The organism is Noviherbaspirillum phoenicis (assembly GCF_047237965.1).
Taxonomy (GTDB): domain Bacteria; phylum Pseudomonadota; class Gammaproteobacteria; order Burkholderiales; family Burkholderiaceae_D; genus Noviherbaspirillum_A.
In genome coordinates this window covers 79854-93042 of record NZ_JBDFLX010000001.1, presented here as the reverse complement: position 1 = coordinate 93042, position 13189 = coordinate 79854, and the positions used below count along the sequence as shown (strand labels likewise).

The 13189-nt window shown below is 54.8% G+C and carries 15 protein-coding genes; 6 read left to right on the top strand and 9 right to left on the bottom strand.

Annotated features, from left to right (window positions below; translation table 11 throughout):
- Positions 1-14 precede the first annotated feature (14 nt).
- The 7 genes from ABC383_RS00420 to ABC383_RS00390 form a co-directional block, all read right to left on the bottom strand.
- A complete protein-coding gene (locus ABC383_RS00420) occupies positions 15-800 on the bottom strand; it encodes a putative hydro-lyase (RefSeq protein ID WP_413010955.1) in 786 nt (261 codons plus the stop codon).
- A complete protein-coding gene (locus ABC383_RS00415) occupies positions 797-1501 on the bottom strand; it encodes an ABC transporter ATP-binding protein (RefSeq protein ID WP_413010953.1) in 705 nt (234 codons plus the stop codon). The genes ABC383_RS00420 and ABC383_RS00415 overlap by 4 nt, the downstream gene beginning before the upstream one ends.
- A complete protein-coding gene (locus tag ABC383_RS00410) occupies positions 1501-2214 on the bottom strand; it encodes an ABC transporter ATP-binding protein (RefSeq protein WP_413010951.1) in 714 nt (237 codons plus the stop codon). The genes ABC383_RS00415 and ABC383_RS00410 overlap by 1 nt, the downstream gene beginning before the upstream one ends.
- The gene (locus ABC383_RS00405; protein WP_413010949.1) at positions 2211-3251 is read right to left on the bottom strand and encodes a branched-chain amino acid ABC transporter permease; all 1041 of its coding nucleotides are present in this window, start codon (positions 3249-3251) and stop codon (positions 2211-2213) included. Before ABC383_RS00405 ends, ABC383_RS00410 begins: the two co-directional genes overlap by 4 nt.
- 28 nt (positions 3252-3279) lie before the next feature.
- Entirely contained in the window at positions 3280-4146 is an 867-nt protein-coding gene (locus ABC383_RS00400) for a branched-chain amino acid ABC transporter permease (RefSeq protein ID WP_413010947.1), read from the bottom strand.
- A gap of 104 nt (positions 4147-4250) precedes the next feature.
- Complete coding sequence (locus tag ABC383_RS00395; protein ID WP_413010945.1) at positions 4251-5516, bottom strand: ABC transporter substrate-binding protein; 1266 nt, start codon at positions 5514-5516, stop codon at positions 4251-4253.
- Positions 5517-5857: 341 nt separating this feature from the next.
- A complete protein-coding gene (locus ABC383_RS00390) occupies positions 5858-6898 on the bottom strand; it encodes a TRAP transporter substrate-binding protein (protein WP_413010943.1) in 1041 nt (346 codons plus the stop codon).
- A gap of 249 nt (positions 6899-7147) precedes the next feature.
- Between ABC383_RS00390 and ABC383_RS00385 the strand changes: the two genes are divergently transcribed.
- A complete protein-coding gene (locus tag ABC383_RS00385) occupies positions 7148-7630 on the top strand; it encodes a CinA family protein (protein ID WP_413010941.1) in 483 nt (160 codons plus the stop codon).
- Positions 7631-7649: 19 nt separating this feature from the next.
- Here the strand turns inward: ABC383_RS00385 and pyrF are convergent, their stop codons facing one another.
- Positions 7650-8483 carry an orotidine-5'-phosphate decarboxylase gene (pyrF, locus tag ABC383_RS00380; protein WP_413010939.1) on the bottom strand — a complete coding sequence of 278 codons (834 nt, stop codon included), beginning with the start codon at positions 8481-8483 and terminating at the stop codon, positions 7650-7652.
- Positions 8484-8712: 229 nt separating this feature from the next.
- Between pyrF and ABC383_RS00375 the strand changes: the two genes are divergently transcribed.
- Genes ABC383_RS00375 through ABC383_RS00365 form a run of 3 tightly spaced genes read left to right on the top strand, consistent with a single transcriptional unit; the run spans position 8713 to position 10617 of the window.
- Positions 8713-9306, top strand: a complete 594-nt coding sequence (locus ABC383_RS00375) for a LemA family protein (RefSeq protein ID WP_413010937.1) — start codon at positions 8713-8715, stop codon at positions 9304-9306.
- On the top strand, positions 9278-10117 hold the full coding sequence (locus ABC383_RS00370) for a TPM domain-containing protein (RefSeq protein ID WP_413010935.1): 840 nt from the start codon (positions 9278-9280) through the stop codon (positions 10115-10117). Before ABC383_RS00375 ends, ABC383_RS00370 begins: the two co-directional genes overlap by 29 nt.
- A complete protein-coding gene (locus tag ABC383_RS00365; protein ID WP_413010933.1) occupies positions 10117-10617 on the top strand; it encodes a TPM domain-containing protein in 501 nt (166 codons plus the stop codon). Before ABC383_RS00370 ends, ABC383_RS00365 begins: the two co-directional genes overlap by 1 nt.
- A 6-nt stretch (positions 10618-10623) precedes the next feature.
- On the opposite strand, the gene dacB is transcribed toward ABC383_RS00365, so the two are convergent.
- Entirely contained in the window at positions 10624-11964 is a 1341-nt protein-coding gene (gene dacB / locus ABC383_RS00360) for a D-alanyl-D-alanine carboxypeptidase/D-alanyl-D-alanine endopeptidase (RefSeq protein ID WP_413010931.1), read from the bottom strand.
- 163 nt (positions 11965-12127) lie between these two features.
- Between dacB and ABC383_RS00355 the strand changes: the two genes are divergently transcribed.
- Positions 12128-12613 (top strand): MarR family winged helix-turn-helix transcriptional regulator, encoded by a 486-nt coding sequence (locus tag ABC383_RS00355; protein ID WP_413010929.1) that lies wholly within the window; start codon positions 12128-12130, stop codon positions 12611-12613.
- 146 nt (positions 12614-12759) lie between these two features.
- Positions 12760-13179: an organic hydroperoxide resistance protein gene (locus ABC383_RS00350; protein ID WP_413010926.1), complete on the top strand. Its 420-nt coding sequence runs from the start codon at positions 12760-12762 to the stop codon at positions 13177-13179.
- The last annotated feature ends 10 nt before the right edge of the window (positions 13180-13189 follow it).

The following is a 13189-nucleotide window of genomic DNA, read 5'->3' as shown; positions in this document are numbered from 1 at the left end:
CAAACCGAGGCTGCCTAAACAAATTCTTCATTCTTCAAATCAGTTACCAGCATCTTCCCCGGTGAATGAGTGATACAGAAAGGTAGCTTGCTCAACTCGGCAATATACTGCGGGGTGACACCGCATGCCCAAAATACTGGCAGCTCATCATCCATCAGGGGCACGGGGTCGCCAAAATCTGGTTTGGATAAATCGGCAATTCCCAACCCCTGCGGAAAACCAATATGGACAGGGGCACCGTGCACGCGAGGATAACGGGCAGTAATCTGGACCGCACGCGACACATCCGCAGCTTTTATAGGGCGCATGCTTACGACCATATTCCCTCGCATGCATCCCGCTGAATGACATGCGAGATTGGTTTTATACATTGCAACGTTTGTCTTTTGATCGACATGGCGCAGTGCAATGCCTTCACGCATCAACGCATTTTCAAATGAAAAGCTGCATCCCAGCATGAAGCCAACCAGATCGTCTCGCCAATAGGCGCGGATATCTTCTGGTTGTTCGGTAAGCACGCCATTCCTGTACACGCAATAGCCAGGCACATCCGTGCGCAAGTCAGCACCTTTTGCGCAGGCAGGCGCAAAACAGCCTGGCTCCAGTACTTCAACTAGCGGGCACGGCTGCGGATTGCGCTGGCAAAACAAAAGAAAATCGAATGCATACTCGGCAGGCACAATCATCAGATTCGTTTGAACGTAGCCATTTGCCAGACCTGCGGTTTGCCCCGCAAACGCGCCGGTGCGACATAGCGCCCGTATTTCAGCAGGCTCGGCGCTTTGAATAGAAATGTTCATAATCCGAGATACGCTTTCTTGATATCAGGGTCATTCAGCAATTCTGTCCCGGTGCCCTCCATGACAATGCGGCCGGTCTGGATAACATAACCGTAATGCGCGATTGCAAGCGCCTTATGCAAACTCTGCTCTACCAGCAATATCGAAACGCCCTGGGCATTAATCAACTGGATTGTGTCGAGCACCTTGGTGACAAACTTGGGCGCAATACCCCATGAGGGCTCGTCTAGCAGCAGCATCTCCGGTTTCGCCATGAGTCCGCGACTAATGGCAAGCATTTGTTGCTCGCCTCCGCTCATTGTGCCGGCTAGCTGTTTTCGCCGCTGCTTGAGAATCGGAAACAGGTTATACATCGTGTCGATGGACTCTGCGATTTCTTCCTTGTTGCTGCGGCTGTAAGCGCCCAGTTCCAAATTGCGCTCAACGGTCAGTCTCGCAAAGATGCGCCGCCCTTCCGGAACGAGCGACAAGCCAAGTCCTACGCGCTTGTGGGCAGGAACTTTTGAAATGTCTTCGCCTTTGAAAAAAATCGAGCCTTGGTCAACGGCGTTCAAGCCAGCGACTGCTCTCAGCGTTGTCGATTTTCCGTTTCCATTGCCCCCTACGAGCGCAACGATGCTACCTGCACGTACATCTAGATCCACCTTGGAAACAGCAAGAACCCCGTCATAACTGACTTTCAAATTCCGAAGCTGGAGCATTATTCGTCTCCCAGATAAGCCGCGATCACCACGGGATCATTTGAAACGACCTGCGGCGGGCCTTCGGCGATTTTTCTTCCATAATCAAGAACAACGATTTTGTCAGCAATGGGCATGATCCCCTCAAGAACATGTTCGACGATCAGGCAAGATATGCCCTGATTGCGGATCTTCTTTACCGTATCCACCATTTCCTTTACTTCGGACGGATTAAGGCCAGCCATGACTTCGTCCATTAACAGAAGACGGGGCTTGATCGCCAAAGACCGGGCTACGGCTAATCGGCGCTGTTCGCTGATCGTCATGCTTGCGGCCGGTTTATCAGCAAATTTTGCAAGGCTAACCAATTCGAGTAATTGCCAGCCATATTCACGTGCAGTTGGGATGCTCCTGTTTCCTAGTACCGCGCCGACCATCACGTTCTCCAGTGCGCTCATACTGTGAAAAGTGCGTGCCACCTGGAAAGTCCGGCCTATTCCAATGCGAGCACATTGGTCCGGTCGCAAGCCACTGACCTCCTTCCCGTCGAGCCAGATATTCCCGCAACTAGGGTGAGAATAGCCGGCAATGCAATTGAACATCGTCGTTTTTCCTGCGCCATTCGGACCTATTAATCCAACTATCTGTCCCGCATCCAGTTCAAATGAAATATCTTCATTGGCGCAGATCCCGCCGAAATGCTTGGATACGTTTTCCACCCGAAGAAGAGTCATGCGCTTCTCCCTTCCAATCGCATCTGGCGAATCGCAGTCCGCCTGGACAAGTATCCGCGGATCCAGCCGACAACCCCGGCCGGATAATAGACGGCAATTACTACGATCAGGGCGGCATAAATGACCAGGTCCGTGCCTTTTCCGGATCCGCCGAATAGCATGCGCGTACCTTCCTCGATAAACGTCAGCACGGCCGCACCAATGACAGGCCCTGATAACGTGCCGACACCGCCGAGAATAGATACGAGAGCCATTTTTATCGAGAGGCCTGTATGTAGAACTGACCCGGGATCGATGTAAAGCTCTTTATGCGCATATAGGCTGCCACCCAATGCCGTGAAAAAGCTGCTGATGGCGAAGGCAATCTGTTTATAGAGACTAAGATTAACACCCAGACTTTGGGCAGCATCAGGCTCATCCTTTATTGCTCTAAGATAATATCCAAAATAACTTTTTTCAATCGCGTAATTGACTCCCAATGTCAGCAATAACAATCCAAGAGCGAGATAATAATATGGCTCTTTGTCTGCAAAGATAAGAAATTTCCAGCCGCCTTCCATAGGAAGGTTGAGACCAACTGCACCGCCTGCGAAATCCCAGTTAGTGAAGACAATTTGGATAATTTCAGCAACGGCTATAGTGGCCATTGCAAAATAATGTCCTTTCAGACGAAAACAGGACCAGCCAACAGCCAGACTAATACAGGCAGCAAGCAGTCCACCGATAGGAATGGCAAACCAGGGATTAATACCAAATTTTGTAAACAAAAGAGTCGAAGTATAGGCACCCAGCCCATAAAACGCCACCTGCCCCAATGATATCTGCCCAGCATATCCACCAATAATATTCCATGCCACGCCAAGCTGCGCGGCCATGAGTACAAGAATTACAAAGTTCTGATGCGATGGAGATTTTTCAAAAAATGGAAAAAAAATGACAACGGCGAGCAAAACGACGAAGAAAAGGCGGGTAGGCCATTTATATCCTGCCGATCCATACGAGGCGCTGACGACCGGTTGTTGATTCAACTGATTCATAATTCTCCCTGAGGCCTTTATTAACGGTTTAAACTTTTCCCATCAGACCCTGTGGTCGGAACATCAATACTGCAAGGAAGAGACAAAGCACTATCCCCATTTTGTATTGCGGACCAAGAAAAAACCCGCCCATTACTTCAATTACTCCAACCAAAATGCCAGCTAGCAAAGCACCTACGACGCTACCAAATCCACCAAGATTTACTACAACAAAGGCAGTTAAAATAAAATTGGCACCAATTTCAGGAAAGATGGGGAAAAAAGTGGATAGTAATCCGCCGGCGACGCCTGCACAGGCCGCGCCTACACCCCATGCCAACGTAAACATGCGCTGTGAATCTATTCCCATCAGACGCGCGGCTTCTTTGTCTGCTGCAGTAGCCTCCAAGGCTGCGCCGGTTCTTGTTTTGGTTAAAAACAAGTAAATCCCGAGGGTTACCAATATTGCACCTACCCCGGCGGTAAGCTGGGGCAATCCGATTTGAATTCCCGACAGGGAAACCGTGCCGCTGACGACTGAATTCCCTACCGTCCTGAAGTCAGGTTTCCATAGAAATTGAGCCAGACCTCTAAACAGGATCATCAAGCCAAATGTAGTAAAAATCTGAGCAAGCATGGGAGCATCTATAATCTTCTTGATAACTACCCGATAGACCATGGCGCCGACGCCAAAAAGAAGTACAGCCGTAAGAGGAAGGGTGTAAATCGGATCCAAGTGATAAATCGCATAGAGCCAGAAACTGGAATACATCCCTAGCATCAAGAACTCGCCATGTGAAAAGTTCACGATATCCATAACACCGAAAATCAGCGTTAGTCCTATGGCAATCAATGCGTAAATTAGGCCAATTAGTAGCCCCGAGGCGAGAGTCTGGATGATAATTTCTGACGTCATTTATACTCCTGGCAAAAATCTATAACAGCTTTTCTGTACAAGTGGCGCCTTGGTTTTTTTAAATGCCAAGGCGCCACTGTTAGACTTAAAAGATCAATAATTTATCACTGCACCCACTTTGGCATGGGCCAAATCACTTCACGTGTAGCCAAATTAAAGGGCCAGATCGTGTGATATTTTCCGTTGACAATCTGCACCAGAATTCCCGAACCCAAAGCATTCTGACCTTGCTGGTCAAACTTTATGCCCTTCCACGGCATAATAGTGTTTTTGCCGTCAATATTGGTTTCTGAAAGGGCTTTCCTGATCGCTTCCGGCTCAGTGGAGCCTGCACGGTTTATAGCATCAGCAAGCGTTAGCAATCCTGTAAATGTACGTGAAGAATTACCAGTGAAATTAACTTTATAACGGCTGCGGAATAGTTCATTAACTTGTCCAATAATAGGCTTGTTCTTCGCCAGATCTAATGACCATACTTCTCGCGTGATGATATGGTCGGCGTCTTGACCTAAAGTCCGAATGAACTCGGTATCCGTGAAGCCGGCATTATTGGCCAAAATCATATCGGGTGAAAAATTAAGCTCCTTATATGTTTTCATTGCCAGAATCGCATCTCCCAAATAGGAAGATTGCAGTACGACTTGTGGCTTCCCGGATTTCAAGGATTGAATTTCCGATGTCAGCTGAGTGCTTTTTGCAGGATAAGATATTGACTTTACGACAGTTACGCCACGCTCTTCTGCAAGTTTACTTTCTAGTTTAGAAGTTTCATTACCCCACAGGGTATTCTCGTTAAACAGTGCGACCTGCCCCACTTTTATTCCTTTTTTGGCCTCCAGATCTTTGAAGAACTCAAAAAAGTTATGAACAAATAAATCATCATGCGGCGTGATGCGGTAAAACCATTTGAAGTTTCTTGCGGTTAAGGATGTTGATGATGAGTCTGGGTTCAGGTAAGGAATCTTGTATCGCTCCGCGACTTGGCTCGAGGTTGCGGTCACATTGCTGAAATACGCCCCAACCACTGCAGCAACTTTTTCCTGCGTTATCAACCGTTCTGTCTCTGTAGCGCCGATTTGAGGATTGCCCTGATGATCCGCAAATACCAACTTGATTTTTGCGCCCTTGAGGTTAGGTAATCCGCCTCCGCCGGAGAAAGGGAGGTCTGGTATATCTTTGGCTCCGTTGTTCACGATGTCAGCGGCTAATTCGAGTGCACCTTTAAGTTCCGCGCCAGTCGATGCCGCAGCTCCGGTAAGCGGATAAAGAACACCGATCTTGATTTCCTGCTGCGCCATGGCCGCGCCACTGAGAGTGAATGCGGTCAGAAAAAAGGTCGTTCGTTTTAACGCTTTCAATGGAAACCGCATTGGGCATCTCCTTTAAGTGTGGGGAATGCGCTCCATGCAAGATGCATAAAGAGCAATATTTCAACCAAGTTTGCTTGTACAACGACAGCCGAACCAGTTAAGACGAATGACTATTTCATGCCAAACCTGCGTCACGCGACGCCCAATTGGACCCTTCTTGGGGCAAATGCTGACCCAAATTCCATTACCGTCTTGCCTGAGGTTTAGCCTGAATTTCAAGACGCATCACGCAAACGGCAGATCCTTTAGTCATTCGCAAAGTCGACAAATAACTATGACTACCGTGTGTCCAGCAGAGCGACTAATGCCGCCATTGAGAGTGTTTATGTGGTTACGCTGACTTATTTAATCGATCTGTCTGTCGTGTATTTCAGAAGCACCTGCAGTTCGGTAACACCGGCCTTCTTTAGCCATTCGCGCGCAACAATTTCGCCTATCCGGTCAAGATAGCTGCGGATCATGAAATCCATGCCGAATACCTTTACGTGATTGGCGCTCAACTGCTTTTCGTAAATCTGATCGCTTTCCTGGCTGAGCTGCCACCCTCTTGCCTCTGCTACACGGGCGGCATCCATCAACACCTTGCGGTCGGCCTCAGCTATCCGCGAGAGCGTGTCTGCCCTGATGAAGACCATGTTCTTGGGAAGCCAGGCATTTACTTTGTAGTAATAGTTCATCGCCCGCCAGGATTTGGTATCTACCCCTGTCCAGCTTGAGGTCAGCATTAACTCCACCCGCCTTGCGGAAATGGCTTTGGCAAGATCAAGGACCTGCACCGTTACTGGCCTTGCACCGATCAACTCTGCAATACGCTGTGTAGTTGGGTTGTAGACCCGCATCGCACGTCCGCTGAAATCACGAATCGTGTTGACCTCATCGGACGAGTAAAGATTTTGAGGAGGCCATGGAACAGCATACAAAACAGCTAATCCGCGTTTTTCCAGTGCCTTCTCGACTGCCGGCCGCGAGGCTTGCCACATACGCCTAGCATCCTCGTAGCCCGAAACAATGAAAGGGAGCGAGTCCAGCCCAAACAGCAGTTCTTCCTTTTCCAGACTGGACATGATGACTTCACCTGCTTCTGCCCTGCCTTCACGCACCCCCGCAAAGATTTCCGCCGGCTTTAGGAGACGTCCGCCCGAATGCACACGGATGTTGACGCGCCCGTCCGTTGCTACCTTCACATCTTCCGCAAATTGCTGGATGTTACGAGTTTGAAAGTTATCCGCCGCATAACCAGTCGCTAGGTCAATGTCAATCGCTGGCGCAGCCGCATGAACAAAAAGAAGCTGTCCTGTAAACACAATGCAAACCAAGCTCATCGCAACCAGCACGATCACGCGGCGAAGATGAGGCAACAGGAATACTGTTAGCTTGGTCATTGGCTCGCAAAGGTTAAATTTCATGTTAACCAAAAGTTACAGAAGCCTCGAATTATAGAAGCTTTTATCGAGATTACAACCATGTTTTTAAAACAATTTAGTAACAATTCAGCGCAGTGACGAACATGCCCGAATGTGATGACATCGCATCACGCCTGTGGATGCTTGTTCCCCTGGGTGGTAAAGTAAGTCTAGGTATAAGTCCGGGACGGAACCGCTGTTCAAACAAATTTAACGAGAGGAGACGCCATGAGAGATATCAATGATTTGGCAACGCAGGTCGGTAGTGTGCTCAAGTCGCAGGGCCTCATTCTGGCTACGGCCGAGTCTTGTACCGGAGGCGGCGTCGCTCAAGCCATCACCGAAGTTGCCGGCTCGTCGGAGTGGTTCGAATGCGGATTCATCACCTACTCGAATGCATCCAAGTCAGACATGCTGGACGTTCCGGAAGCGCTAATCGTACGTTATGGTGCGGTGAGCGACGAAGTCGCTCAAGCAATGGCGGAAGGTGCCCTGGCTAACAGCAATGCGACGATTACCTTGTCCACCACTGGCATCGCCGGTCCAGGCGGTGCAGTCCCTGGCAAACCGGTGGGGACCATCTGTTTCGCATGGGCGATGGCGCACCGCACTTTCAGCGAAAGGCTGGTATTTCAGGGAGACCGGCACGCGGTGAGACAACAGACAGTTGCGCACTCACTGGCAGGCCTCCTGCGTTTTCTTGAACAGTAAGACCAAGACGGTATGGCGCTCAGCCTGCAAGGCCGCGATGGCTGTTGATCGCGTCGCGCGTTTCGCAGGCTACCCTGCGCGCTGCTTCGATATGCGTTTCGGCTTCACCTTGCGGTTGTGCATACAGAATGGCACGCGATGAATTGATCATCATGCCGGTGCCGTCGATGCTACGCCCGGCAGCCACAGTCGCGGCGATGTCACCGCCCTGCGCGCCGATGCCCGGCACCAGCAATGGCATATCGCCGACAATGGCTCTTACCTGCGCCAGCTCTTCCGGGAATGTCGCGCCAACCACCAATCCGCACTGTCCGTTGCGATTCCATTTTTCGGCAACCAGTCTTGCCACATGGCGGTACAGCGGCACGCCGTCGACCTGCATGAATTGCAGGTCGGAGCCGCCGGGATTGGAAGTTCGGCAAAGCACAATCACGCCCTTGTCCTGCCACTCCGTGTAAGGCGCGATCGAGTCCGATCCCATATAGGGATTGACCGTTACTGCATCGGCGCCGTAACGCTCATAGGCTTCCCGCGCGTATTGCTCGGCAGTGGCGCCGATGTCGCCACGTTTGGCATCCAGCACGATGGGCAGCGCGGGATAGGTATTGCGGATATAGGCGCACAGGGCCTCCAGCTGGTCTTCGGCACGCAGGGCGGCGAAGTAGGCAATCTGCGGTTTAAAGCAACACGCAGCCTCGGCAGTGGCGTCGACAATGGCTTTGCAGAATGTAAAGATGCCATCCGGCTGGGACTGGAGATGCGGTGGAAACCGCGAGACGTCGGGATCCAGGCCTACACATAACAGGGATTGTTGGGTGCGCCATGCGGACGCCAGCTTTGCTGTGAAACTCACGGGGAAACCTTGTGGAAAGAGAAAAAATGTGTGCGATCAAGCTTTAATGCATCAGGCGAACATATTGTAACTTGCCATGTTATGTTTCAGGCATCGCTGCTCGCGCCTGCGTCGGTACTGGTCGGATTGCACCTTGCCGGCATCGGCTGCATCTCCGGAGAATGCGCTGCATATCAATGTGAGCCAGCAAGCCGAACGGCGGATCAAACTTATATGGAAGGGAAAGATAATGAAAAAATGGTTATCGTGGATGACGCTCGGCCTGCTGAGCCTGCTGCTGTCGGGCTGCGGTTATAACCAGTTCCAGGCCAGGGACGAAGCGGTCAAGGCCGCTTGGGGCGAAGTGGTCAACCAGTACCAGCGACGCGCCGACCTGGTGCCCAATCTGGTCAATACGGTCAAGGGCTACGCCTCGCATGAAAGGGAAACCCTGGAAGCCGTCACCAAGGCGCGCGCCGCTGCCACCAGCATCCAGGTAACGCCTGAGGTGCTGAACGATCCGCAGGCATTCCAGCGCTTCCAGCAGGCGCAGGGCCAGCTGACGCAGGCTCTTTCACGTTTGCTGGCCGTGTCGGAAAACTATCCGCAGCTCAAGGCTGACGGCCTGTTCCGCGATCTGCAATCGCAACTGGAAGGCACGGAAAACCGCATCACCGTGGCGCGCCAGCGTTATATCAAGTCGGTGGAAGAGTACAACGTGCTGGCGCGGAGTTTCCCGACCAACCTGACCGCCATGATGTTCGGCTATCCGGTCAGGCCGTCGTTTACCGTGGACAATGAAAAAGCCATTTCCAATGCGCCTGCCGTCAATTTTGGCAAATAGCGTTGTGCGAGCGCTGCGCTGGCTGCTCGCCCTGCTGCTCCTGGCCGGCGCGCTGCAGGCAAGCGCGCAGGATTTCACGCCGGTTCCACTGCTGAAAAGCCGTGTCACCGACACCATCGGCATGTTGACGCCGGATCAGCGAAATGCGCTGGAAAATGTGCTGAAGGAGCATGAGGACCGTACCGGCAACCAGATTGCGATTCTGCTGGTGGCATCGACCGCGCCGGAAGCGATCGAACAGTACAGCATCCGTGTGGCCGACGCCTGGAAGCTCGGGCGCAAGGGCATCGACGACGGCGTGATACTCCTGGTCGCGCGCGACAACTCCAGTTCGCTGCGGCGCCTGCGCATCGAAGCCGGCCGCGGCGTTCAGGGTTCGCTGACGGATGCGCAGTCCAAGCGCATCCTGCAGGACGTGATTGCGCCGCACTTCCGCCAGAACGACTTCTATGGCGGACTTGCTGCCGGCGTCTCCGCCATCGCCGCCCTGATCGACAAGGAAAATTTGCCGGCGCCAACGGCTCGCCCATCGGGCCAGCAGGAGGACGACCTGGGATCATGGCTGCCTTTCCTGTTTTTCGCGCTGTTCATCCTGCTGCCCATGTTCACGCGCCGCGGCCGTCGTCGCAGCCGGCTCGGCGGCAATGACTGGGGCCGCAATGCCGGCATCATCCTTGGCAGCGGCTTAGGCAGCCGGGGCGGCTTCGGCGGCGGGGGGTTCGGCGGTGGCGGATTTGGCGGAGGCGGAGGCGGCGGATTTTCAGGTGGCGGTGGCGGCTTTGACGGCGGCGGTGCCTCGGGGAACTGGTAATGAATAAGCTTAAACGATTCTGGCGGCACCTGACCACGACCCGCGCATCCGGCCAGCGCGCTTTCCCCAGGAAGGTTCTCGACGAGATACAGAAAACCATCGCCCAAGGCGAAACCCTGCATCGCGCGGAAGTCCGCATGATCATTGAACCGGCGCTTTCGCTTGGCGACATTCTCGATGGCATGCATCCCCGCGCCCGCGCCCGCGAGCTGTTCTCCGACTATCGCCTGTGGGACACCGAGGAAAACTCGGGCGTGCTGATCTATCTCGACTTGGCCGACCACCAGGTCGAAATCATCGCGGACCGCGGCGTCGGGCGACTGGTGCAGGCTGGCGAATGGCAGGCAATCTGCGACACCATGATTGGCCAATTGCAGCGCGGCGCCTACCGCGATGGCGCCATCGCCGCATTGGAACAACTGAATGCGCTGCTCCATATGAAGCTGCCGGCAAACGGCCAGCGCCCGAACCAGCTGTCGGACAAGCCCATCATCCTGTAGCAGGACTCAGCCGTTTTCGTAAATCCACTGCACCAGCTGGTCCAGCGCCGGGCCGGCCGCCGCTGCCTTGGGATGGTTCACCATGCAGACCACCGCATACCACTTGCCTGAGGCTGCCATCACATAGCCGGCCGATGCCCGTACGCCTTCCAGGCTGCCGGTCTTGATATGGGCCCGTCCCGCAACCGACTTTTCACGGAGGCGGTTGCGCATGGTGCCGTCATAGGCGGCCAGGGGCAAGGAAGCGATGAATTCGGGCATCACCGGCGAGTTGTACGCTGCCAGCAGCACACGCGCCATCGTCAGCGCGGCAATGCGCGTGCTGCGCGAGAGGCCGGAGCCATTGTCGAGCACCATCTCCTGCGCATCGATGCCGCGTTCCCGCATCCATGAACGCACTACCGCTTCGCCGTCTTCGGGCGTGGCCGGCACGCCCGGACTCTGGCTGGCCAGCGTCAGCAGCAATTGCCTGGCCATCACGTTATTGCTGAATTTATTGATGTCCTGGATCGCCTGCGTCAGCGGCGCGGACTGCCACTGTGCCAGCAGGCGCGCCTGCTCGGGCAGCGCACCGTCACGCACCTGCCCTTTCAACGTGCCGCCCAGTTCACCCCACAGGCGCCGAAACACGGCGCCGAAATAAGCGGCGCGGCTCATCTGGTACGGATGCACGTACAGGGTGTTCTCGCCGCAGGCATACGGATAATTGCCAGCCACAACGATGCCGTTATCGGTAATATCGGGTGCCAGCCCGGCCTTCCAGTCGCCGCACTCGCCGTCCACCAGTGCAGGCCCCTGCACCGCAAGGCCTGCTACCGGCGGCTCGACGCTGACGCGGGCCGTGCCGCTCGACTGGTCGGGTGCCAGCCGCAAGGCGAAGGCATGATAGTTCAGCAGCAGCGCATCGGGCCCGGCGTTGTAGGGCTTTTGCGGCGCGCCGTCGAATAGCGAAGCATCGAATGCGCGCGCGGCAAACAGGCTGCGGTCCAGCACCAGGTCGCCGTTGATCTGCCTGATTCCCTTCTCCCTGATCTGCCGCAGGAACAGCCACAGGCTTTCCATGGTCAGACGCGGATCGCCGCCGCCGCGCAGAACCAGGTCGCCGTTGAGCACATCGCCGGACTGGCTGCCGCTTGCGTACGCGGCCGTTTTCCAGGTGTAGGTCGGCCCCAGCACCTGCAGCGCCGCCTGGGTGGTGACGAGCTTGATGGTTGAAGCGGGGCTGAATGCCACCAGCGCATTAATCGACACCAGCGTGCGGCCGGCAATGACTTCCTGCGCATAGGCCCCTACCGCGCTGGCGGGGATGCCGGCCTGCCGCAAGGAGCGACTTACGCTGGCCGGCAATTCCTGCGCCCAGCAGACGGCGCTCGTGGCAAGGAGAAGGATACTGACTTGGAGTCTGAGGATAATTCGCATACGATCGATAGCTAATGAATATGACAACGCTGACATCGCAGGCGGTGGCTGGCGCCCGCCTCCTGTCTGACGTTCAACCCAAGGAATCAAGATGTCTAGATCTTCCACCAGCTCGGACAAGATGCTGGCCCTGGATAACCAGTTCTGCTTCGCACTTTACTCGGCCTCGCTGGCCATGACAAAGGCCTACAAGCCGCTTCTCGACAATCTTGGCCTGACCTATCCACAATATCTGGCCATGCTGGTGCTGTGGCAGGAAGATGACCTGCTGGTCAAGGATATCGGCGAGAAGCTGTTTCTCGACTCGGGCACGCTGACCCCGCTGCTCAAGCGTCTGGAAGGAGCGGGGCTGGTGGCCCGTACCCGCGACGAAAGGGACGAGCGCCAGGTCCGCATTACCCTGACCCCGGAAGGCCGCGCCCTCAAGCGCCGCGCGCGAGACATTCCTCGTCAGGTCATGTGTGCGAGCGGGCAATCGGCGCAGGCCCTGGGCACGCTGCGCAATCAGCTTGTGCAGCTGAGGGCCAGCCTGGCAGGTGCAGACGAAGCGGACGAGGTGGACGAGGCGGACGAATAGGCAGGCATGCCCGCATCCCACCTTGCCATCGCACGAAAATCAATCGGGATTGTAGAAAAATTAAATTGCACGCAATTTAATTCTGACTTATCGTGATGGCCTTGGAGTCGCGCCGCGATCCGCCAACTTTTTTAAGGATGAACGACATGCAGATACTCTACACAGCCCATGCCACGGCAACCGGCGGCCGCGACGGTCGTGCCGCCAGCGATGACAATCGCCTGGACGTGCCATTGAACACCCCTAAGGAACTGGGCGGCGCCGGCGGCGCGGGTACCAACCCGGAACAGCTGTTCGCAGCAGGCTATGCAGCATGCTTCCTGTCAGCGTTGAAGTTCGTCGCAGCACACACCAAGGCCCAGCTCCCGGCCGACACCAGCGTCAGTGCCGAAGTCGGCATCGGACCGAATGACCGCGGCGGTTTCGGGCTGGCTGTCAGCCTGAACGTCGCCTTGCCGGGCATGGAAGCTGGCGCGGCACAGGCACTGGTCAACAAGGCGCATGAAGTCTGCCCTTACTCCAACGCCACCCGCAACAATATCGACGTCGGCCTGCGTATCGCCTGACGGCCGGGGG

Coding starts and splice junctions, on each gene's coding strand:
- ABC383_RS00390 (WP_413010943.1), bottom strand. CDS start 6,898: ATGACCAAGCTAACAGTATTCCTGTTGCCTCATCTTCGCCGCGTGATC.
- ABC383_RS00410 (WP_413010951.1), bottom strand. CDS start 2,214: ATGACTCTTCTTCGGGTGGAAAACGTATCCAAGCATTTCGGCGGGATC.
- ABC383_RS00405 (WP_413010949.1), bottom strand. CDS start 3,251: ATGAATCAGTTGAATCAACAACCGGTCGTCAGCGCCTCGTATGGATCG.
- ABC383_RS00350 (WP_413010926.1), top strand. CDS start 12,760: ATGCAGATACTCTACACAGCCCATGCCACGGCAACCGGCGGCCGCGAC.
- ABC383_RS00365 (WP_413010933.1), top strand. CDS start 10,117: ATGAATAAGCTTAAACGATTCTGGCGGCACCTGACCACGACCCGCGCA.
- ABC383_RS00415 (WP_413010953.1), bottom strand. CDS start 1,501: ATGCTCCAGCTTCGGAATTTGAAAGTCAGTTATGACGGGGTTCTTGCT.
- ABC383_RS00355 (WP_413010929.1), top strand. CDS start 12,128: ATGTCTAGATCTTCCACCAGCTCGGACAAGATGCTGGCCCTGGATAAC.
- ABC383_RS00385 (WP_413010941.1), top strand. CDS start 7,148: ATGAGAGATATCAATGATTTGGCAACGCAGGTCGGTAGTGTGCTCAAG.
- ABC383_RS00395 (WP_413010945.1), bottom strand. CDS start 5,516: ATGCGGTTTCCATTGAAAGCGTTAAAACGAACGACCTTTTTTCTGACC.
- ABC383_RS00370 (WP_413010935.1), top strand. CDS start 9,278: ATGCGCCTGCCGTCAATTTTGGCAAATAGCGTTGTGCGAGCGCTGCGC.
- ABC383_RS00375 (WP_413010937.1), top strand. CDS start 8,713: ATGAAAAAATGGTTATCGTGGATGACGCTCGGCCTGCTGAGCCTGCTG.
- ABC383_RS00400 (WP_413010947.1), bottom strand. CDS start 4,146: ATGACGTCAGAAATTATCATCCAGACTCTCGCCTCGGGGCTACTAATT.
- ABC383_RS00420 (WP_413010955.1), bottom strand. CDS start 800: ATGAACATTTCTATTCAAAGCGCCGAGCCTGCTGAAATACGGGCGCTA.